Source organism: Anaerosporobacter faecicola, assembly GCF_012070565.1.
GTDB classification, from domain to species: domain Bacteria; phylum Bacillota; class Clostridia; order Lachnospirales; family Lachnospiraceae; genus Anaerosporobacter; species Anaerosporobacter faecicola.
Genome location: NZ_JAAQRO010000008.1, coordinates 21,881 through 43,237 on the forward strand (window position 1 = coordinate 21,881; position 21,357 = coordinate 43,237).

17 protein-coding genes are annotated in these 21,357 nt (G+C 35.8%); 6 read left to right on the forward strand and 11 right to left on the reverse strand.

Translation table 11 applies throughout. From position 1 onward, the window contains the following. Positions 1-100 precede the first annotated feature (100 nt). Entirely contained in the window at positions 101-1,246 is a 1,146-nt protein-coding gene (locus HBB17_RS03360) for an ROK family transcriptional regulator (protein WP_167955752.1), read from the forward strand. A 112-nt stretch (positions 1,247-1,358) separates the two neighbouring features. Here HBB17_RS03360 and HBB17_RS03365 read toward each other — a convergent pair whose 3' ends face one another. After that, on the reverse strand, positions 1,359-2,195 hold the full coding sequence (locus tag HBB17_RS03365) for an Mrp/NBP35 family ATP-binding protein (RefSeq protein WP_167955754.1): 837 nt from the start codon (positions 2,193-2,195) through the stop codon (positions 1,359-1,361). 366 nt (positions 2,196-2,561) lie between these two features. On the opposite strand from HBB17_RS03365, the gene rpoD reads away from it, so the two are divergent. Continuing rightward, positions 2,562-3,680 (forward strand): RNA polymerase sigma factor RpoD, encoded by a 1,119-nt coding sequence (gene rpoD, locus HBB17_RS03370; RefSeq protein WP_207717316.1) that lies wholly within the window; start codon positions 2,562-2,564, stop codon positions 3,678-3,680. Between the two features lie 167 nt (positions 3,681-3,847). Here rpoD and HBB17_RS03375 read toward each other — a convergent pair whose 3' ends face one another. After that, positions 3,848-4,981, reverse strand: a complete 1,134-nt coding sequence (locus tag HBB17_RS03375) for a DEAD/DEAH box helicase (protein WP_238483660.1) — start codon at positions 4,979-4,981, stop codon at positions 3,848-3,850. 309 nt (positions 4,982-5,290) lie between these two features. Here HBB17_RS03375 and HBB17_RS03380 point away from each other — a divergent pair, with 309 nt between their 5' ends. Continuing rightward, the gene (locus HBB17_RS03380) at positions 5,291-6,028 is read left to right on the forward strand and encodes a lysophospholipid acyltransferase family protein (RefSeq protein ID WP_167955760.1); all 738 of its coding nucleotides are present in this window, start codon (positions 5,291-5,293) and stop codon (positions 6,026-6,028) included. Positions 6,029-6,216: 188 nt separating this feature from the next. On the opposite strand, the gene HBB17_RS03385 is transcribed toward HBB17_RS03380, so the two are convergent. Next, positions 6,217-8,154: a YhgE/Pip domain-containing protein gene (locus tag HBB17_RS03385; RefSeq protein ID WP_167955762.1), complete on the reverse strand. Its 1,938-nt coding sequence runs from the start codon at positions 8,152-8,154 to the stop codon at positions 6,217-6,219. 12 nt (positions 8,155-8,166) lie between these two features. Beyond that, positions 8,167-10,239 carry an efflux RND transporter permease subunit gene (locus HBB17_RS03390; RefSeq protein ID WP_167955764.1) on the reverse strand — a complete coding sequence of 691 codons (2,073 nt, stop codon included), beginning with the start codon at positions 10,237-10,239 and terminating at the stop codon, positions 8,167-8,169. A 335-nt stretch (positions 10,240-10,574) separates the two neighbouring features. On the opposite strand from HBB17_RS03390, the gene HBB17_RS03395 reads away from it, so the two are divergent. Further along, positions 10,575-11,189 (forward strand): TetR/AcrR family transcriptional regulator, encoded by a 615-nt coding sequence (locus HBB17_RS03395; protein ID WP_167955765.1) that lies wholly within the window; start codon positions 10,575-10,577, stop codon positions 11,187-11,189. On the opposite strand, the gene HBB17_RS03400 is transcribed toward HBB17_RS03395, so the two are convergent. From HBB17_RS03400 to HBB17_RS03425, 6 genes are all read right to left on the reverse strand, one after another. Then, positions 11,173-12,348 (reverse strand): DHHW family protein, encoded by a 1,176-nt coding sequence (locus HBB17_RS03400; RefSeq protein WP_167955767.1) that lies wholly within the window; start codon positions 12,346-12,348, stop codon positions 11,173-11,175. The genes HBB17_RS03395 and HBB17_RS03400 overlap by 17 nt on opposite strands. Positions 12,349-12,359: 11 nt before the next feature. Further along, positions 12,360-13,772 carry an MBOAT family O-acyltransferase gene (locus tag HBB17_RS03405; protein ID WP_167955769.1) on the reverse strand — a complete coding sequence of 471 codons (1,413 nt, stop codon included), beginning with the start codon at positions 13,770-13,772 and terminating at the stop codon, positions 12,360-12,362. A gap of 35 nt (positions 13,773-13,807) precedes the next feature. Further along, positions 13,808-14,437, reverse strand: a complete 630-nt coding sequence (locus HBB17_RS03410; RefSeq protein WP_167955770.1) for a hypothetical protein — start codon at positions 14,435-14,437, stop codon at positions 13,808-13,810. After that, positions 14,427-15,008: an RNA polymerase sigma factor gene (locus HBB17_RS03415; RefSeq protein ID WP_167955772.1), complete on the reverse strand. Its 582-nt coding sequence runs from the start codon at positions 15,006-15,008 to the stop codon at positions 14,427-14,429. The genes HBB17_RS03410 and HBB17_RS03415 overlap by 11 nt, the downstream gene beginning before the upstream one ends. Positions 15,009-15,110: 102 nt before the next feature. Continuing rightward, a complete protein-coding gene (locus HBB17_RS03420; protein WP_167955774.1) occupies positions 15,111-15,689 on the reverse strand; it encodes a DUF4358 domain-containing protein in 579 nt (192 codons plus the stop codon). Between the two features lie 75 nt (positions 15,690-15,764). Next, on the reverse strand, positions 15,765-17,144 hold the full coding sequence (locus HBB17_RS03425) for an MATE family efflux transporter (RefSeq protein ID WP_167955775.1): 1,380 nt from the start codon (positions 17,142-17,144) through the stop codon (positions 15,765-15,767). 244 nt (positions 17,145-17,388) lie between these two features. Between HBB17_RS03425 and HBB17_RS03430 the strand changes: the two genes are divergently transcribed. Further along, positions 17,389-17,613 (forward strand): hypothetical protein, encoded by a 225-nt coding sequence (locus HBB17_RS03430; RefSeq protein ID WP_167955776.1) that lies wholly within the window; start codon positions 17,389-17,391, stop codon positions 17,611-17,613. A 220-nt stretch (positions 17,614-17,833) separates the two neighbouring features. Here HBB17_RS03430 and HBB17_RS03435 read toward each other — a convergent pair whose 3' ends face one another. Next, the gene (locus tag HBB17_RS03435; RefSeq protein ID WP_167955777.1) at positions 17,834-19,555 is read right to left on the reverse strand and encodes a S1C family serine protease; all 1,722 of its coding nucleotides are present in this window, start codon (positions 19,553-19,555) and stop codon (positions 17,834-17,836) included. A gap of 333 nt (positions 19,556-19,888) precedes the next feature. Here HBB17_RS03435 and HBB17_RS03440 point away from each other — a divergent pair, with 333 nt between their 5' ends. Beyond that, positions 19,889-21,289, forward strand: coding sequence for an undecaprenyl-phosphate glucose phosphotransferase (locus tag HBB17_RS03440; RefSeq protein WP_167955778.1), 1,401 nt, complete (start codon positions 19,889-19,891; stop codon positions 21,287-21,289). Positions 21,290-21,357 lie beyond the last annotated feature (68 nt).

Here is a 21,357-nt window from a genome sequence, read left to right on the forward strand (position 1 = left end):
TTTTCGACAATTCAAACAAACGACATCCTATGTGACAAAATGTGAGAATTATGCTACACTATATCCATAAGTTGTCTTAAGTATATACCTGGAGGATAGTATGATAACAGGAAGCAAAGAATTAATCCGCGATATTAATAGTAATCTTGTGTTAACACAGATTGTCAATCACAGCCCAATTTCTCGTTCTGCAATTGCAAAGAAATTAGGTTTGACCAAAGCAACCATATCTGCAATTGTATCGGATCTACTTGCAAAAAAACTAGTTGTTGAGATTGGTAGTGATGATACCAGCCTTGGCAGAAAGCCGATTTTATTAAGCTTTAATCGAAAAGCAGGTTATGCCGTATCCGTTGATATTGGTGAACAGATGATTTCTGCCCTAATCACGGATCTACAAGGAGATGAACGCCAACTAAAACAGATTGCCACGCCATCGGATGCCCGTACCCTTTGCTCCATTCTGATTGATCTGCTCCATTCCATGATCGATGTAATACCAGAACGACCATATGGTGTTGTTGGTATCACACTTGGTATACATGGAGTAACTTCTGATCATATCATTCAATTCACTCCTTATTATGATTTTTCACACTGTGATTTAGCGAAAGAATTGGAAGATGCATTCCATACCACAATTTTATTAGAAAATGAAGCCAATCTTTCCGTCATTGGCGAAAAGACTTTTGAGTACAATTATCCGAATATAGCAAATATCAGTGTTCATTCTGGTGTTGGTTTGGGTATCCTCGTGAATAATACCCTCTACTCTGGTAGCAAAGGCTATGCTGGTGAAATAGGTCATACCATTGTGGATATAGATGGTAAACCTTGTCCTTGCGGCAACCATGGTTGCTTAGAACAATATGTATCAGAACGTGCGCTTCTTCAGGATTTAGCACTAAAAAAAGCTTGCAAGACCATGGATTTTTCAACATTCGCTGCACTCTATCATAAGAAAGATACCGACGCATTGGAAATCATGGAGCAGTTTGTCCGCTATATGTCCATATGTGTAAACAACGTTCTAAATATGTTTAACCCAGATTTGATCATTATCAATAGCCATTTTACTACCCTTAATCCAGAACTAATTGATCGTATTAATAAGAAATTAACAAGCAGAATTAATAATTACCAGAAGATTGCTCCTTCTGTGCTACAAGATTCCTCTGTACTACTTGGTGGAATCAGTGTTACCGTTCGTAGTTTCTTAGGGGTTGATATCTCCATGATCCACTAAAATTCTACATAGCATAGGAAATTCTGAGTACTTTCCTATTAGAAAAAGAGACTGTCCACTCTACAAATCCTGTAGAGGACAGTCTCTTTCGATAAAACAAACCGTTCGTTCGTTACAATAACTTTTCTACCTTCGTTGCTGCATCTTCTAACCAATCAGCTTCTACTTCTTCTATCTTACCTGTGTCAACTTTACTTGCGATTTTTGGATCGATTGGTATCTTTGCTAATACTTCTAAACCATATTTCTCTGCAGTTTCTTCTACATGACTTTCTCCAAAGATTGATAGCTTCGTTCCACAATGATCACATGCAAAATAGCTGTAATTTTCTACAATACCAAGGATCGGTACATTCATGGTCTTCGCCATATTCACTGCTTTTCCTACAATCATGGAAACCAATTCCTGTGGTGAGGTTACTATAATAATTCCATCAAGAGGAATGGATTGGAATACGGTTAATGGAACATCTCCTGTTCCTGGTGGCATATCTACGAACATAAAGTCTACTTCACCCCAATTTACCTGGTTCCAGAATTGCTTTACAGTACCTGAAATTACAGGTCCTCTCCAGACAACTGGTGTTTCTTCACTATCTAATAATAGATTGACAGACATTAATTTTGTTCCCATATTCGTTACAGCAGGAATGATTCCATGCTCATCTGCTTTTGCCTGCTCATGAATTCCAAATGCTTTTGGTATGGACGGTCCTGTTACATCTGCGTCAAGTATTGCTGTATCGTATCCACGGCGTCTCATTAAAACGGAAAGACTGGATGTAATAAACGACTTACCAACTCCACCTTTTCCACTTACGACACCGATTACTTTCTTTACATTGCTATATTCATTGGTTGCTTCAAACATGTCTTCCCTGGATGTTTTTCTGGAAGCACAATCACTGGAAGAACATGTGGAACAATTGCTTGTACAATTTTCACTCATCTTCTTGTCTCCTATCTAATTTTGATATACTTATATATAATGATGCAAGTCAAAAATAAATTCATTTGCATCATCATGATTCGAGCAACAAATGCTATGCACTAGGTGCTCCACAATACTATAGCATTTTAGCTAAAGATTGAATCCAAAATCAATTATACTACAGCATTTAGTAAATTGCCATAGTTGTGATCGGAGTTCTTCGCTATATTGACCACATTTTTGCACAAAGATGTAGTTTTTGTGAATTTCTTGTAGCTTTCTCGTATTATCTGTGCTACAATGCTATTTGGTGATAATTTCGCCCATTTGTGGGATTATGTATATAAATGTTCGCTTACAAACAAGAAAGGACAGATACTAATAATGAGTGATTTAGTTAACAGTTTCGAAGAGAAACTAAAAGAATTGGTTTCCCTTGGCAAAAAAAATAAAGGTATTCTTGAAGTTGAAAAAGTAAATGATTTCTTCAAAGAATTAAATCTTGATGTAAACCAAATAGATAAAATCTATGAGTATCTTGAAAATCATAATATTGCTGTTATTACCCTAGCAGACGATAGCGATGATGAGCCAGACGATGATGTGCTCCTTGAATTAGAGAATGACGAAGAACTTGCAATGGTGGAAGACCTTTCCAATGCTGCAAGTGTCATGAGCGATGACCCAGTTAAGTTATATCTAAAAGAGATTGGTAGCTACCCTCTTCTATCCATAGCGGAAGAAATCGAATTAGCTAAGAAGATTGAACAAGGGGATGAGATGGCAAAGAAAACACTTGCTGAATCCAATCTAAGACTTGTTGTAAGTATTGCAAAACGTTATGTTGGTAGAGGTCTCTCTTTCCTTGATCTTATTCAAGAAGGAAACCTTGGTTTGATAAAAGCAGTTGATAAATTCGATTACACAAAAGGATATAAGTTCAGTACTTATGCAACTTGGTGGATTCGTCAAGCAATTACACGTTCTATTGCTGATCAATCCCGTACCATTCGTATTCCAGTACACATGTCAGAGGTCATTAACAAAACATATCGTGTTTCTCGTAGTTTATTACAAGAACTTGGACGTGAACCAACGGAACAAGAACTTGCTGATGCAATGAATATGCCACTTGAAAAAGTTCGTGAGATATTGAAAGTTTCTGCTGATCCAATTTCTCTTGATACACCAATCGGTGAGGAAGATGACAGTCATCTTGGAGACTTTATCCGTGATGAAACAATCGTAGGACCAGAAGATGCCGCTGCATACTCTGTTTTACAAGATCAAATCTCCAAATTACTTGATACATTAACAGAAAGAGAACAACGGGTATTGATTTTACGTTTTGGTTTAAAAGATGGTCGTACTAGAACATTGGAGGAAGTAGGTAAAGAATTCAACGTAACAAGAGAACGTATTCGTCAGATTGAAGCCAAAGCACTTCGTAAATTAAGACATCCTAGCCGTGCTAGAATGTTGAAAGGATATGAAATTATCTAGTTGTTATACGCTAATCGATAACATGATCTATATAAAAGAAAAGCTCAGTACTTAAAAAGTATTGAGCTTTTCTTTTGTAGATCCTATATAAAACACCTTAATGTTTTTATATACTCTCAACCGCTTGCTCGCACCTGTGTAACAACAATGACATGTGCACCAGTATACTATCCACGTACAAGTTTCCCTTGATACATCTTTTTGGCTACGATATTAATACCAAATCTCTTTTGATATTTCTTGATCAGTGGTAACTCCTCTTTTGTAACAATCAATACACTTCTACCTGGTTGTCCATTACGCCCAGTACGTCCTGAACGGTGAAGATATTCCATTTCGTCTTCAGGTATGGATATATGGAAAACCGTATCAATCCCATCAAAATGTAATCCTCTAGCAGCAATGTCTGTTGCAATCAGATATTGAATCTTCCCATTTCGGAATTGCTCCACGACTCGCTTTCGATCCGTCTTCACATTCGAACCGTGAAGGCATTCTGCCTTTAACCCTTCATAGACTAATTTATAGGTTGCTTCTTCAATTTCACTGACTTTATTAATAAAGATCATGGCTCTCTTCGCCTTCATAATACGGGTTAATTTCCGTAATGTCTCCAACTTGTCTCTTCTCTCCACAACTAAACAGATATGTTCAATGGTATCTGGTATGGTTTGGGCTTTCTGGGTTTTGATTACACTTGGATCTTTCATCAGTTCTTTCGCAACTTGTAAAGTTTTATTGGTGATACTAGCAGAGAAAACAAGTAACTGGCGATCTCGCATGGTGCATTTGATTACTTCCTGAACCCCTTGTACATTATCTGCATTCAATAATTTATCGCCTTCGTCAATAACGATGGTTTTCACCGTATGTGCTGCTATCTTTTTCTTCTTAATTAATTCATGAATTCTGCCTGCCGTTCCAATAATGATCTGTGGCTTTTCTTTTAGTTTTTCAATTTGTCTGGTAATATTAACATTTCCAATAATAACTGCTGATTGAAGCCCCAAACCAGAATTCTTAGACAAACGTTCCACCTGGTTGTGAACCTGCATGGCTAGTTCATGGGTAGGAACCAAGATGATTACCTGATTTGTCCTTTGAATCTCTTTATATTTCTCAAAAATTGGTACAAGATATGCAAGTGTTTTACCTGAGCCTGTCTCTGACTCCGCAATAACATCTTTTCCTTCCGTAATAATAGGATATACTAATTCCTGGACTTTTGTTGGTTCTACGATTTTTTCGATTTCAAGAGCCTTAACCAGTTTATTCTCTTTCACTAATTCTTTAAAATTCATTCTCATACTCCAATCTATCGTAATAGGTTACATTCTGTCTACAAGATTCTATTTTATCATTATTCTACACACTTGTCTAAAGTTTTATGAACTGGTACCATCTCCTCTTCGTAATTTCCCTTTAAGATTTTATGAAGCTCTCTTCTTTCCTTTTCTACAAAACATACTTGTGATATAATTAGATATATCCTATGACATATTGACCTGTGAAACCTTCGCAATGCGCGAATTGTGAAGGGCAGGCATTTGTCGGGTACCCCATTATAAAAATTATGAAACCAGTTCATAGAAAGAAAGAGAGAGCGTAACATGAGAAGAATCGTTTTAATGGCGTTAAGAAATTTTTTCATATTTCCTTTTTGGTTCTATCGTATTTGCAAATATGGTAATCACCCAGAAAAATACGATGCTAATACAAGATATTCCTATCTGAGTAAAATCACCAAACGAATTAACAAAACTGGTCGTGTCAAAATTGAATGCACGGGTCTTGAGAATTTACCAAAAGAAACAGGATATATCCTATTTCCCAATCATCAAGGTTTATTCGATGCTTTAGCATTTCTTGAAACACACGAACGACCATTTGCTACTATTTCAAAAAAAGAAGTGCAGAATGTCTTTTTAGTAAAGCAGGTTTTTCGATTGTTGCATTGTATTATGATTGACCGAGAAGATGTCAAACAAGCAATGATGGTCATTCGCGAAGTTGCCAAAGAAGCAGAAAATGGACGTAATTTTATCTTATTTGCAGAAGGAACAAGAAGTAAGAACGGGAATCACATTGGTGAATTCAAAGCAGGAAGCTTCAAAAGTGCTTACTATGCCAAATGTCCAATCGTTCCTGTTGCCTTATTAGATTCTTATAAAGTATTCGATACCCATTCTCTTAAGAAGGTAACGGTACAGATCCACTACTTAGAACCACTTTACTACGAAGATTATAAAGATCTGAAAACACATGACATCGCTAAGATTGTAGAAAAACGTATTACCGAAGCCATTAGCAAAGCTGAAGCTGCCCGTGGGAATGAATACACCTCTTAGATTGATGGATCATTCGGCTCTTAATTCCATATTGACCAGTTGCACTGCAACTGGTCAATACGGATTCAGGGGCTATTTTTTAGCCGTCAAAAAGAACGGGTGACGATCCTTCCTAATCGTCACCCGTTCTTTTTCTTCAGGGCCAACTACCCTTCTGTTCTATTTTGTTTCGATTTGTTTTGTTTCTTTTAGTTCATTTCAATGATGAATTTAACGCTACTCTTGAATTCGCTGTTTGTATCTGTGAATGTCGTATATTTGTTTGCGGCATCCTGTAGGTCATCAAACTTATCAACTATATTACCTAATTTTCCATCAACTGTATCGATTAACTTAGAAACTCCTTCACGGTCGAATTTCTCCATATTTTCTGCTAATGTTTTACCGCCATCTGCAACTTTTCCAACACCCGCAACTAATTTGGAACTAGCATTGTTTAATTTCGGTGTTGCTTGTGAAAGTTTACTACTTGCTGAATCAACTTTCTTACTTGCATCATTTAACTTACTGATACCAGAACTTAATGTAGTGGTAGCACTGTTTAATTTGCTAGTACCATCTGCTAATGTCTTACTTCCTGCTTTTAATTGTTTCATTGCAGACTGTAATGACTTTGCTCCATCTTTCATCTTTGTTGTTCCACCTGACAATGTCTTAGCACCATCTGCTAAAGATGTTGCTCCTGCTGCAGCTTGTGATAAACCAGCTTCAATCTGTGCTCCACTCGCTGTAAGTCCTTGGGCAATTTGTTTTTGACCAGCTGTATTCTTTTCTAACATTGCTACGATGGTTTCATCTACTCCTGCTGCTTTCAATGCAGCTACAATCTTTTCATTATTTTCAACTGTTGCAGATAAGGTTGCATAAGCTTCATTTTCTGCTTTTTTACCAGCTTCCAATTGTTTTAATGCAGCATTTAATGATGTTGCACCACTATTGATCGTATTAGCACCTTTCACTAAGGAATCAAAGTTCGTTACTAATGAATCTACACCACTCTTCGCTTGTTTTAAACCAGAATTTAATTTTTGTGCACCATCATTTAATGTAGATACTCCTGAAACAAGACTTCCCGCTTTTCCATAAAGGGTTTGAATACCATCTGTAACTTTACTAACACCTGCGATGTATTGGTCGATACTGCTTGTTAATGTACCAACCGCATCTGTATAATCTCCAGTACTTCCTTCTAATTTATTAAGCCCATCTGATAATGTATTAGAACCATCAACTAATTTTTTTGAAGCTTCTGCTAAATCGTCCATAGAATCTGCAAGCTCACTTAGTTGATCCTCATCATCTAATTCGATTTCATTTAATAGATCTGCTGTTACAACATTTAATACCGTAATTGGTTCATAATTATTGATATCTGCTGTTATGGTAATAGAGCCTGGTACTTTTGTATCTTCTCCAAGATCTAAGCTATCCTTTAATCCAGGCATTGCAACACCAACAACAACATATTTGTCACCATCTGAGATAACTTTTGCATTCTCTGCTTTTACATTTGCGAATTGATCAGTCTTCAACATGGCTGCTGCAACAACCGTAAATGGTGTGTACAATCCAGTTGATGAATCTTTGCTATTATTCACATAATTGTATTCAATTGTTAATTGTCCACTCTTTCCTTCTAATTCAGATGGTTGAATCTCAACGCCATCTAATTTGTAAGTTGCTTCAATACTTACTGGTAACTCTGCATCTGTTGTACCTTGGTAGTAGATATCATTTCCATCTGCCTGCCAAACGATTTCTCCATTTTCACCTTGTGTAAATGTTTCATTTCCTTTTACATTGACGATATCATTTAATGTTGTCTTATCTGTGATCGTTGCATCTCCACTATAGTTCTTTAACCAGTCACTAACGATGACTTGGTTAACGGTACCTGTAGCATCCGCTTTTACATATACCGTTTCTTCTTTTTCAATTCCTTCATTCGTTGTAGTAACCGTTGTATCTGTTGTAGCTACTTCATTTACGATTTCATTGTATGCTTCATTTGTTAATACATTTTTATAATTACTAGCGTTAGCTGGTAGTGCAGTTGCACCAAAGATTGTTGTTACACCTAAGGCCCCAATGATAACACTAGCTGCGATTTTCTTATTCATATTCATAACGCTACCTCCTTAATTTTCTTTCACACCGAACTTCATTGACGTTTTACAGATTACTTTATCAAAGATCATGAACATGGATGGTAAGATAAATATTACGATTACCATACTGATCAATGCACCTCTTGACATAAGCGAACACAAGGAGCTGATCATATCAATATCCGAACATAAACCTACACCAATTGTTGCTGCGAAGAAACACAATGCACTTACGATTACTGATTTAATTGAAACTTGATGTGCAATTGTAATTGATTCCTTCTTACTCTTACCTTTATTACGTTCTTTCTTATATCTTGTTGTCATTAATATTGCATAATCCACGGTTGCACCTAACTGAATGGTTCCAATAACAACGGATGCAATGAATGGGATCGTCGTATTCGTATAATAAGGAATACCCATATTAACAAAGATCGCAAACTCAATTACTGCAACCAAGATGATTGGTAATGAGATGGAACGGAATAAAATCATTATGATAATAAAAATTACACCAATGGAAACAATACTAACATTTTTAAAGTCAACTGCTGTAATATCAATCAAGTCTTTTGTTAATGGTGCTTCACCAACTACTAAGGAATCTTCGCTATAGGATTTCACAATATCCGTGATCTTTGTGATTTGGTCATTGACTTCATCACTAGCCACTTTATATTCCGAGCTAATTAGTTCAAGCTGATACAGATCGGACTTAACTGCATTTGTGAGGCTTTCTGGTAACATACTTACCGGTACGGCTGGACCTACGAACGTATCAAGTCCGATTACTGCGGATACACCATCAAGATCTCGAATCTTATTCATCATCTCATAATAATCTTTGCTACTTACATCATTTTTGATCAGAAGCATATGCGTTGTATTCATATTAAATTCTTCTTGTAGCTTCTTGTTTGCTTTAATACTATCGATGGTTCCTGGTAAGGAATCGGTTAAGTCATAATATACTTTCGTATGATTATTACCGTAGATTGCAGGTACTAATAAGATTAAGAAGATCACTGCAAAGATAATATAATGTTTTGTAACAAATCTTGATACGCCATCTAAATTTGGTACAAGTTCTCTGTGTTTTGTCTTCTCGATTGCTTTATCAAAAAGTAATACCAAGGATGGTAATAAGGTAACACATACCACAACACCAAGTACAACACCTTTTGCCATAACAAGACCAAGGTCTTTACCAAGTGTGAAACTCATAAAGCAAAGTGCTAAGAAACCAGCTACTGTTGTGATGGAACTACCAACAACAGAGGAGATCGTATTGGAGATTGCATGCGACATGGCACGATTGTTATCACCAGGGAATCTCTCTTTATTCTCTTCGTAACTATGCAACAAGAAAATGGAATAATCCATTGTAACACCTAATTGTAAAACAGCACTCAATGCTTTTGTTATATATGAAATCTCCCCAAACATGATGTTACTTCCTAGATTATATACAACAGCAAATCCGATACTTGCCATAAAGATAAATGGTACTATAAATGAATTCATTGTAAGTGCAAGTACGATCATTGACAAAATAACGGCAATGACTACATAAAGAGGTGTTTCTTTCTCTGTCAGTAATTTTGTATCTTCATTGATCGCTGACATACCACTAATAAATACTTGTTTATCTGCTACCTTTCTCATCTGAGCGATTGCATCTAATGTATCATCAGAAGCTGTTGAGCCTTCAAACATAACAGCCATTAATGTACAATCCCCAGAAGTAAATGCATCAAGAACCTTTTCTGGAAGCATTGTTTTTGGAACGGATAAATCCAAGATGGAATCATACCAGATTACTTTGCTTACTCCATCGATCTCTTCGAATTTTGCCTTTAGTGCTGATACATCTTTATCCTTCATCCCCTCTATAACAACCATCGAGAATGCACCAGATTTAAAGTCATCTACAAGGATCTGCTGTCCTTCTACTGTTTCTATATCTTCTGGTAAGTAAGATAAGATATCGTAATTAACTCTTGTATGTATATATCCAAAAAATGCAGGAATTAATAACAAAACTGAGATTAATACGATTAAATTCTTATGCTTTGTAATAAATTTTCCAAACCCTATCATATTGTTCACTCCTTTTCTATATTTCCTTTTCTACCAAATGATTTTACAATCACCTCAAAAAATGACCACCAGTCATAATTGTCATATATGTTATAACATAAAAATGACCATCGGTCAATATCCTTTATAATTTTTTTATATTTTAAATTTTCACGAAAAATTAGCAGTTAAGAAGTTGGTTTTTATTTTTGTTTTATTTTTTATATATTGGAAGATCACAAATACGTAGCAATATGAGTTATCACATATTTGCTGAATTTTGGCTTGTTTACAATTCGAAACGATTGTGCTACTATGAATTTAATCTTCAAAATATTTTTTAGGAAGTGATTTAAATGGGGAAACTAGACGAAAAAAAGAAACAAAAAAAAGACACCTTATTCACTACTGCCTTTGATTTGTTTACTTCACAAGGCTTTAATAAGACGTCCATATCTGATATTGTTCAGAAAGCAGGTGTTGCCAAAGGAACTTTTTATCTATACTTTAAAGATAAGTATGATGTTAAAAACAAATTGATTGCGTACAAAGCAAGTACACTATTTAGCAAAGCCGTTCGCGATCTTGATGAAACAACACTAACGGATTTCAGTGATATCATCATTTTCTTAGTTGATCACATTATCAACCAGTTAATAACCAACCCAAGTCTTTTACGTTTTATTGCAAAAGACTTAAGCTGGGGTATTTTTAAATCCGCTTTGCTTAGCAATGACGAGCATATCGAAACCGATTTCTATGATCGATATCTTACACTCGCCAAAGAATGCAATATTACGATTAGCAATCCAGAAATTTTACTCTTTATGATTATCGAGCTAGTTGGTTCTAGTTGCTATAATTGTATTCTCTACAATACTCCGCTTACGATCAAAGAGTATAAACCATACCTGTTCCAAAGTATACGGAGCATGATCGCAGCACAAGTAAAACCTACTTTACCAGTTTAACCAAATTCTTATCTGACATGACGGTACTGTCGTTGTACAGTAAAAGAAGATCCGTAATCTCGTATTGCTCTACCAAATCTTCCAACTTCATGTTTAGATAACGTAAATCTACCAAAACCACCTCTTCAAAATGATGAGCCAACAACGGAACTAGCGTATGGGCATACGAGTCTTTTACCACAAGAAGCCTTTTTCCATTCGTCTGGCTAGATGTAATTTCTACAAAAGCATTATTGCCACCTAGAAAAACCGAATATGGATCATCACCAGTCAATTGTCCATAATCAAACAGAGAATCCATAACTTTTTCACCCATATTGATCGTAACCTGATACGTTTCCTTATCATCAAATAGTGTAATCTTGTCTTTTATTTCTGCGACACCTACTTTGTTATAAAATGTCCCATAAAAATCACTGGTCCCCACTATTTGTTCATATTCTGATTGTTCTTTTGGCTGAAGTCCCACTGATTTGGCCCATTGCACATAAGCATAATAGGCTCCTAGGCTTGTCCAATGATGATCTGTTCGGTAATAGATATATTCGCCGCTTTTGTCTCGTAACGTTTGGTTTACATCTACTAAAAGTGACTTCGCCGTTTCTTCTGATACTTTCTCTGACAAATCCTTTTCAATTGTTTGATTGATCATCTCTTGGTTATAAGCAGAAGCAAATGGTGGTAACTTGTCCTGCAAAACATAATTGGATGTAGGCGCTAACAACGCTCTTACATGATCTTCTCCTAAAATCGATTCATATTTTCCTAAGAATTGTACAATCCATTGTTTGTTCTTTTCCCATTGCTCCGGATCAATATCCTTTTCCTCGATCTTCTCAATCAGGTACCCATCTTTTCCAAAATAAATTCCATTGTTGTCTTGTCTTCCTACCATTCTCTCTAAAGAAGTTTTCAACATGATAAAGGTATCTCTCCCTACAAATTGATCTGTTAGGTATTCTTCATATTTCACTGCAAACTCGCCACTATACAAGGATTCTTTTGTTAATTCTGGTCTCATCTGCAGGTATCTTCTCTCCCGTTCAGAATATTGTCTGGGCTTGCTTAATAACGTAAGCATCGTTCCGCCAAAGATTACAAGAAGAAATACAACACAGGTTATCACTTGTCCTCTTCCGATCATTTTCTTGTCTTTCATCTTGCCACCTCCTAAAATCGAAAATACAGGAATGGATTATAACTAGCATCAACCAAATAGGCGATGGATAAGAATAGAAGCAACACATAGAATCCATTCTTCACCAATACAAATCCAAGTTTTTCTTCATTCCATCGCTTATTAATCCACGTAGAGATACACCCTGTAGAAGCAAGTATTGCAATTATTAGAAGGAAACCATGATTATAAAGCAGATATATCGTTTCCTTATTCCACAAGCGTGTTCCCATTCTTCCGAATAAAACCTGAAGGTACGTTTTGCCTTCCACGAACTGTTCAAACGCAAAGATTACCCAACCAATTAATATGAAGAACATGGCATAGACATGATTAAACCAGCCCGGTAGTTTCTTTAAAGCATTAAGTAACCATACCTTCTCTACCGTAAGTAAAAGGGCGAAATACAAACCCCAGAATAAGAAATTAAGACTTGCACCATGCCAGATTCCCGTTAACAACCACACAATTAGGATATTACGAATCTGTTTTCCTAGACCTTGTCTGCTTCCTCCAAGAGGAATATATACATAATCACGAAACCAACTACTTAATGAGATATGCCATCTTCGCCAGAATTCGGTTATACTCTTGGAGCGATAGGGGTAATTAAAGTTCTCTAAGAAATGGAATCCAAACATATGACCAAGCCCGATAGCCATATCCGAATAGCCTGAAAAATCAAAATAAATCTGAAATGCAAACATAAGTATGCCAAGCCAGCCCGTTAAAATCGGCATTTGTTCCATATTCATTCCTTTAATCTGTTCCCAAACTGCACCTGTCGTATTTGCTAACAAGACTTTCTTCCCAAGACCAATCACAAAACGATGGATTCCATAGGAAAACTGTTGAAATGTTTCTTTACGACTTGTTAACTGGTCACTGATCTGCTTGTACTGGACAATTGGACCCGCAATCAATTGTGGAAATAAGCTAACGTACGTTCCAAATGCGATAATATTTTTCTGCGCCTTTGCCTCTCCTCGATAGATATCAATGGTATACGACATTGTTTGGAATGTATAAAAGGATATTCCAATGGGTAGTGCAAGGGATAATGGGGTAACATTGCCTTGCATTGTCTTATTCCAGATATCAATTACTAAATTGGTATATTTAAAGAAACCAAGTAAACCTAAGTTGATCACAACGGATAGGATTACGAAGATTTTAGCAATCTGTTTTTTCCCTTTTGTAAGATAATAATCCACAAATCCTCCATTGACATAATCTACAATGGTGGAAAATAGCATAAGCAGAATATATACCGGCTCGCCCCATGCATAAAATGCAAGGCTCATAATAAATAACAAAAAATTCCGGTATGCTCTTGGTACAATATAATAGGCAAGCAACACCAAGGGCAGAAAGCGGAATAAAAATAATATACTACTAAAAACCATATGTTCTTTTCTCCTACATCTAATATAATGCTTTGTTATCTTTCATCTATTTTCTCCAGAGGATAAATTGCAATGGATTCTCTTTTTGTATCAAAATCTAAAATTTCAGTAAACTGTTGTTTTAACCAGGTATTCTGTTCTTCATCCAGCGTCATTAGCTGATTCACATAGGTATACAATACCTTTGTTTGTGTGGAATATTTATCAGATTCTTTTTCTTGATTTCCATACCAATATAAAATCTTATATTCATCCTTTAGGTCTGTATGTTCCTGTTTTACAAGATAGTAGGTTTCTGTTTCAGATTGCACAGTTCCACATAAGACACCTGCTTCCTCCACATAATCCACTTGGATACTTCTCTGATTTATAGTGTCTAAGGACGTTTGTTGTGGGATATGCTGTTGTTGTAACTCCATCTGTTCCATTGAATGCTTTGCTTCTGTTCCTGGTAACAGAACTAAAATCACAATGACAGCAACCATTGCTATGAATTCCATTGGATGTCTTTTTATCAATCGAATTTTTCCAAAAATATTTTGTTTGCAATTTTTTCTTTTAATCTCTGTTGTTGTATTCTTTTCCTCTCGCACTTCACTAGGCATCTGCTGCAATAATCGTGCTTTTATATATATTCCTTCTAAAAATTCCTGATCACTCTTCATAGACAAATCCCTCCTTTTCTAATATTTTTCTTAAGGATTTTCTTGCCCGATGAACCAAAACTTTAATCTGCCCCAACGATTTATGCATGATCTGTGCGGCTTCTATATACGTAAATTGTTCAAAATCAATAAGAAGAAGGACGGTTACATATTCTTCCTTCATTTGTTCAAAAGCAGCTTGTACCTGTTCTTTTCTCTCTTTTTGCATCAGATGGTTCCATAGTTTATCTTCTTCTGATGCTTGTTCCACTCGGTCCTCCAATGATACATAGCCCTGCAATGGATGCTTTTTCCTAAGGAGGTCAATCGCCTTGTTCCGTCCTATGGTGAATAGATACGTCTTAAATCCTAGCTTTTGATCATATCGCTCTTTATATACATAGATATCCACGAACACATCTTGTGCCAAATCTTCTGCAAGGTGAAGATCCTTTACATATCGATGGATAAATAGGATCAAGGGATTTTTATACTCTAAAACCAGCTCTTCAAATCCACTAATATCACCCTTCATAAAGCGATGATATCGTTCTTGATCATTTTTCTTATTATTTTCATCTTTGTTCATCATAAGGAATACCCTCCAAGGTTACAATTGTTACTATTATACCATGTTAGATATAAAAGAAACAGCAGGTACTATTTTCTTGTTCCTGCTGTTTCTAATACTTACTTATTTGAACAATTCATCTATCGTGTTCACAGCGATTGCAACTTGCTCTTTTGCTGTAGCTAAGATTGCATCTTCACCTTGTTCCTCAACCTCCATAGGAATCTCACCTAACAGAATGAAAAATACGTAATTTCCCACTTTTTTTACTTCAGAAGCTTGTACTTTTACTTTATTGGTTGGATATTGCATAGAATCATTGATCAAATAATCTCTGTAGGATTGCAATGCGTCAACAACATTTTGTACATTACCCTCATTTGCTTTAATTGCAAGGAAAGTATCTACGCTTGCACTCATCATTGGTCCCTGCGCAATGAATTCTTCACACCATTCAGCTTTTACACCAAAGATATTCTCTAATGTTTCAGCGTCATAATCCATATTCGGATAATAACTATCACCATATGCTTCTGAAACAGCAGAATGGATCGTACTTAACTCCACATCTTTAACTGCTTCTTCTTTATTCTCATTCTTTTTTCCACATGCAACCAAAGATAATGCCATCACGCCTACAAGGATCATACTGATCATTTTCTTTGTGTTTTTCATAAAATTACCTTTTGTTTTGTTACTCATTTCTCTTTCCTCCAATGCTTGTTTACGGTTTCTATATTATTATTCGCAAATGAGGAAAAAAAGTTACACATATTTTTAAGAAGTTACAATATTATTTAACCATATTCCTTTTCGTAACAATATATAGCCAATAATACATTTAATACTGTCCAAGCTTTGACAGATTAAAAAGATCCATAAGATTGGTAAGCCTGTCAAATGTGTTAGACTATTTGCAGCTGGAATACTAACAACCCACACAAAACAACTATCAAATAAGAAGGTAATGATTGTCTTCCCACCAGATCGTAAGGTAAAGTATGACGCATTTAAAAATGCCTGAAGTGGCATCATGAATGCCGTTATTCGTATAAACCAGAGTGCCAAGTGTTTTACTTCCCTATCCGTATTATAGATGTTAACAAACAGATGGGCAATCGTTCCCATAAGGATACCAACAACCAAACTTACTATAACTGAGAAGAAGATCATCTTTCCTGCAGTATCCTTTGCTTCTTCCATCTTTCCTGCTCCCAACAATTGTCCAATTACAATAGAGATTGCACTTCCCATTGCAATGAAAACAATATTAAACATGTTTGATATGGTGGAAGATATATTGTAACCAGCAACCACAGCAATTCCACGATTTGAATAGCATTGCATAAGAGTTGCCATACCAGCTGACCATAATGTTTCATTTACAAGCAAAGGCATTCCCTTTATCGTGATCATTAGGAATAACTCCTTTGGTATACGCATGGTCCGATATGCCCCAACAATAAACTCGTTCTTTTGATGATGAATATGTGTCCATAAAATTACAACTGCAGCTTCAATAAAACGTGCGATAACGGTGGCAATAGCAGCACCTTCCACACCTAACTTTGGCGCACCAAACTTACCAAAGATTAGTATATAATTCAAGGTACAATTAATGATTACAGAAAGAATCCCTGCAAGCATTGGAAGTAAGGTTTGTCCTGTTTCTCTCAATGTTCCTGCATAGACTTGAATCAAGGAGAATGGAATTAATCCAATCAGCATGATCTTCATATAGTCTTCTCCATACTGCAATGCCAGTGTAATATCCCCAACTTCACTTCCTTCATGAAGATACATGGAGATCAAATTCTCACCAAAGAACAAAAAGATCATAATACTTACTGCTAGAATGATTCCACAGATGATTAACTTATAGCGGAAGGCATTACGTACTCCCTCCTGATTTCCTTGTCCATAAAATTGCGCTCCAAAGATTCCTGCACCAGAAACACCACCAAACACGCATAGATTGAATACGAATAATAACTGATTTACGATTGCAACACCTGACATCTGTTCCGTACCAACCTTACCCACCATGATATTGTCTAATAACCCCACAAAATTTGTAATACCATTCTGAATCATAATAGGAACAGCAATGGCAAGTACCATTGCATAAAATTTCTTATTACCAATAAACTTTTTCATAACATGATCCCTTCAACTTCTATTCTAAATAATAATCATTGCTCTCTCTAGCAACATAATAGATTTATTATATCCTATTTTGTCGAAAAAATAAATCTACGAATAAAAAAAGAGGTATTCGTTCACAAAATGTTCCGAGAATCTTAATAAACATAAGGTTGTATCGTTATTCCCCCTATGGTATAATATTGCTGTATCACAAATTTAGGAAATTATTATGTAATGAAACACATAAGGAGGATATATGGCTAACATAACGACAGATATAAGATGTCCATACTGCAAGATCGGATTTGAAGTTAATGTAGATTTAGAAGAAGCTGATGAAGCAGAATTAGAAGGCGAGACTAGCTTTGATGTAGATTTCGATGAAATGGAATGCCCAAACTGTGAAAATTATTTCGCTATGCATGGAAAAGTTGAAAAAGTTGGTGACGAATACAAATTAACGATTGAAGAGATCGATTAATTCAATTCCATAAAAATGATTGGAATACCTTTATTGGTTTTCTCTCATAAAAAGACTCCACAAGATCATGTGATATGATTTTGTGGAGTCTTTTTATGATTCTTTTTATGATTCTTTTTATGAGTCTTTTTTTGAATCTTTTTATGAATCTAATATAATTCTTTTGTAGATTCCTTATTTACCCAGTTTAAGTTTTTCTTATTCTTTCCTTATATAATACTTAGTTTCCATATCCCGGAATTTGAAAACTACCGTCATCTCCAAAGAATTCACTGAAAGGATCTGTAATTGTGCTATCCTCGCTGTTTGGATCCTGTGTATTTCCATCTTCCTGTTGGTCTGATTCACCTGCTTGACCATTCGTATCCTTGCTATCTGTATTGCTTTGATCCTTACTAGTTGTATCTTCTTTCATGACATCTGTTTTCTTTTTTAATGTTACCATGAATTCTTTTTCAACAAATTCACCATTCTCCAAACGCTTTAACGTGATCTTAACTTCTGTTCCTGCACGATAACTAAATATTCTTTCCTGCATCGCTTCAATACTTGCTACGCCCATGTCATTGATCTTCGTTATGATATCTCTTGCTAAAACGCCGCCTTCTGCTGCTGGTCCACCTTCCATAACAGAATCAATATAGACACCTTCCGGCCAGCCATACCCTTGTACCATATCAGATGATACCGTTCCTCCTGAGATTCCAAGGAAGCCCTCTTCCCCTTCTTCAATCTTTTCACGATTCATCAATTCATTAATGATTGGTGTTGCACGAGTGATTGGTATTGCGAATCCCATACCTTCTACCGAACTATCTGCATATTTCACAGAATTGATTCCAATTACTTCTCCCGCGATATTCAACAATGCGCCACCGCTATTACCTGGGTTAATTGCTGCATCTGTTTGCAGTAAAGTCATTGTATTATTATCAACTGTAACTTCTCTTTCTTTGGCACTAATATAACCAACGGTTGTTGATTGTCCATATCCTAGCGCATTACCAATAGCTATTGCCATCTGGCCAACCTTGATATCATCAGAATTTCCTAACTTCGCGATTTTGATTTTACCCATAGTATCATCGCTGATATCTGATAATTTCACTGCAATAACTGCTAGATCCGCTGTACTGTCAGTTCCTTTAATTTCTGCTTGGTATATCTCTTCATCTATAAATTGAACTGCAATAGCCTTCGCTCCTGCTACTACGTGATTGTTGGTTACGATTAGTAATTCTGTATCATTCTTACCAACGATAAAACCTGAACCACTTCCTTCTACGTCTTTTTCATAATTTTGTCCGAACCAATCATTATAGGATTGCGTCATCGTACTAGTGATTGCGACGATTGATGGCATTGTTTCATCAACTACATCTGACACATCAGAATTGTATACCACACCTGCATTTGAGATATTTGTAGTCGCAATGGAATCTCCACCATTACTGCTGTCTTGGGTTGTTACAGATGGTGTATTCTTTGAACTGTCAACTTGCGTTTTTTTGGCATCTGGATTAAAGGAATAGTATACCGTATTCGTACCTAAGAATGTAACGCTTGCAATAAGCCCAAATGCTGCTGCCTTAGCAATAAATCCTGCAACCTTCTTCCCTTTCCCTGGTCTTTTCTCCTCATTGGTAATCTGAAATACATGTTCTTCTGCATATCCTTGCTCACCTTGTTGTGGCTGGAAATCCTGAGGGATTTCTTCTTTGGTATAACTATACGTTGTATTCTGATACTGGTAAGGTTCTGCATTTTGCGCACTATATGCGGTAAATGCATCATTTTGCTGCGTATAATTTATCTGATTTTCAAAACCTTGGTTTTCCATATTCTGATTCATATAGGAATACTCTTGATTTTGTCCATTCTGGTTTCCACTAAATTGCCCTTGTCCGTTTTGGTTTTCATAACCCTGATTTTCGTTATCCATATCTGTTCTCCCTTTCTGCCAAATCCCCTAGAGGCTCTTTGCATGTTCTATTATATAATGTAATAAATGATTTTGCATCCTATATTATGATAATTAAAAAGTATGTTTATCATAGTATCTGTCTGTTATAATAGCATGAAAATGTGTAAAGAATGTGAATAATAAGAAATTATTAAGAATTTTTTTGTTGTAGAATAAAATCCGTTAATGTATTATAATAAGGACGTTATGGTAATAACAAATTTCCAATGTATGGTTATTGTAAACCCTGTTCAACAATGCATTGAACAGTCCACTAACACATTATGAAAATATAGAGGTGAAATCAAATCCATGATTAAAGATAATCAAAAAACATTTAATAGGTTTCATGGGATCTTGGACTTAATTGCATTATTCATTGCTTATTCTTTAAGCTATGTACTTCGTTTCATTATCTTCAAACCAGACAAGGGCTTCTTACCATGGTCCACCATGCTTCATTATTTTATCTACCTTGTCCCAGCATATTCATTGATCTACTACTGTTGTAATCTATATGCACCAAAACGAAGTAAGGGGCATAAAACTGAATTTTTTAATATCGTCAAATCGAATATTGTAGGAACGATTTATTTTATCATGCTTTTATATTTCTTTAAAAGAGAAATTAATGTTTCCCGTTCCTTTATCAGTATTTTCTTTGGAATGAATGTTTTCACAATGTATCTATATAGAAGAATTCTTATGAGAATCTTACATTCCATTCGAAAACATGGTTTTAACTTAAAACATATACTAATCGTAGGTTACAGCCGTACTGCTGAAGGATATATTGATCGTATCCGTGCCAATCCACAATGGGGTTATCATGTACTTGGTATCCTAGACGATAATAAAAAAGAAGGAGATATGTATAAAAAGATAAAGATCTTAGGCGGTACAGATAAATTAGCTGAACTACTTGATAAGAATGATATCGATGAGATTGCTATTACATTAAGCATTAGTGAGTACTCCAAATTAGAACATCTGGTTGCTGCTTGCGAGAAATCTGGTGTTCATACCTTATTCATCCCTGATTATAATAATATTATTCCTACAAGACCATATATTGAAGACCTCAATGGACTACCAATCATCAATATTCGACGTGTTCCTTTGAGTAATACCTTTAATAAAACAATAAAACGATGCATAGACATATTTGGTGCTTTGGTTGCTTTGCTTATCTTCTCTATACCAATGCTACTTGTTTCCATCGCCATCAAAGCCACCTCTAAAGGTCCTTTGATTTACTCGCAAGTCCGTATTGGACTTCATAATAAAGAGTTTAAGATGTACAAGTTCCGTTCCATGGAGATACAGAATGAAACAACGGAAAAGAAAGCTTGGACAACTTTAAATGACCCTCGAGTTACCCCGATTGGGAAGCTGATACGTAAAACAAGCATCGATGAATTACCACAATTATTCAATGTTTTAAGAGGTGAAATGAGTTTGATCGGTCCTCGTCCAGAACGACCATACTTTGTTGACAAATTCAAAGAAGAGATTCCTAGATATATGATCAAACATCAAGTCCGTCCCGGTCTTACCGGTTGGGCACAGGTAAATGGATTCCGTGGAGACACCTCCATTCGTAAGAGAATTGACCATGATCTATATTATATCGAGAATTGGACACTTGGTCTTGATATAAAGATTCTTTTCTTAACGTTCTTTAAAGGCTTTGTAAACAAAAATGCATATTAATCTATAATGTGGTCGGGATGCACATGGAATTCCATGAAATGCATCTCGACCTTATAACTAGGAGGCAT

What these genes read in the sequence shown, in the direction of transcription:
- HBB17_RS03425 (WP_167955775.1), bottom strand. Translation starts at nt 17,144, where the DNA reads ATGAAAAAGTTTATTGGTAATAAGAAATTTTATGCAATGGTACTTGCC.
- HBB17_RS03390 (WP_167955764.1), bottom strand. Translation starts at nt 10,239, where the DNA reads ATGATAGGGTTTGGAAAATTTATTACAAAGCATAAGAATTTAATCGTA.
- HBB17_RS03395 (WP_167955765.1), top strand. Translation starts at nt 10,575, where the DNA reads ATGGGGAAACTAGACGAAAAAAAGAAACAAAAAAAAGACACCTTATTC.
- HBB17_RS03360 (WP_167955752.1), top strand. Translation starts at nt 101, where the DNA reads ATGATAACAGGAAGCAAAGAATTAATCCGCGATATTAATAGTAATCTT.
- HBB17_RS03430 (WP_167955776.1), top strand. Translation starts at nt 17,389, where the DNA reads ATGGCTAACATAACGACAGATATAAGATGTCCATACTGCAAGATCGGA.
- HBB17_RS03375 (WP_238483660.1), bottom strand. Translation starts at nt 4,981, where the DNA reads ATGAATTTTAAAGAATTAGTGAAAGAGAATAAACTGGTTAAGGCTCTT.
- HBB17_RS03415 (WP_167955772.1), bottom strand. Translation starts at nt 15,008, where the DNA reads ATGATGAACAAAGATGAAAATAATAAGAAAAATGATCAAGAACGATAT.
- HBB17_RS03420 (WP_167955774.1), bottom strand. Translation starts at nt 15,689, where the DNA reads ATGAGTAACAAAACAAAAGGTAATTTTATGAAAAACACAAAGAAAATG.
- rpoD (WP_207717316.1), top strand. Translation starts at nt 2,562, where the DNA reads ATGAGTGATTTAGTTAACAGTTTCGAAGAGAAACTAAAAGAATTGGTT.
- HBB17_RS03405 (WP_167955769.1), bottom strand. Translation starts at nt 13,772, where the DNA reads ATGGTTTTTAGTAGTATATTATTTTTATTCCGCTTTCTGCCCTTGGTG.
- HBB17_RS03435 (WP_167955777.1), bottom strand. Translation starts at nt 19,555, where the DNA reads ATGGATAACGAAAATCAGGGTTATGAAAACCAAAACGGACAAGGGCAA.
- HBB17_RS03380 (WP_167955760.1), top strand. Translation starts at nt 5,291, where the DNA reads ATGAGAAGAATCGTTTTAATGGCGTTAAGAAATTTTTTCATATTTCCT.
- HBB17_RS03410 (WP_167955770.1), bottom strand. Translation starts at nt 14,437, where the DNA reads ATGAAGAGTGATCAGGAATTTTTAGAAGGAATATATATAAAAGCACGA.
- HBB17_RS03400 (WP_167955767.1), bottom strand. Translation starts at nt 12,348, where the DNA reads ATGAAAGACAAGAAAATGATCGGAAGAGGACAAGTGATAACCTGTGTT.
- HBB17_RS03385 (WP_167955762.1), bottom strand. Translation starts at nt 8,154, where the DNA reads ATGAATATGAATAAGAAAATCGCAGCTAGTGTTATCATTGGGGCCTTA.
- HBB17_RS03440 (WP_167955778.1), top strand. Translation starts at nt 19,889, where the DNA reads ATGATTAAAGATAATCAAAAAACATTTAATAGGTTTCATGGGATCTTG.
- HBB17_RS03365 (WP_167955754.1), bottom strand. Translation starts at nt 2,195, where the DNA reads ATGAGTGAAAATTGTACAAGCAATTGTTCCACATGTTCTTCCAGTGAT.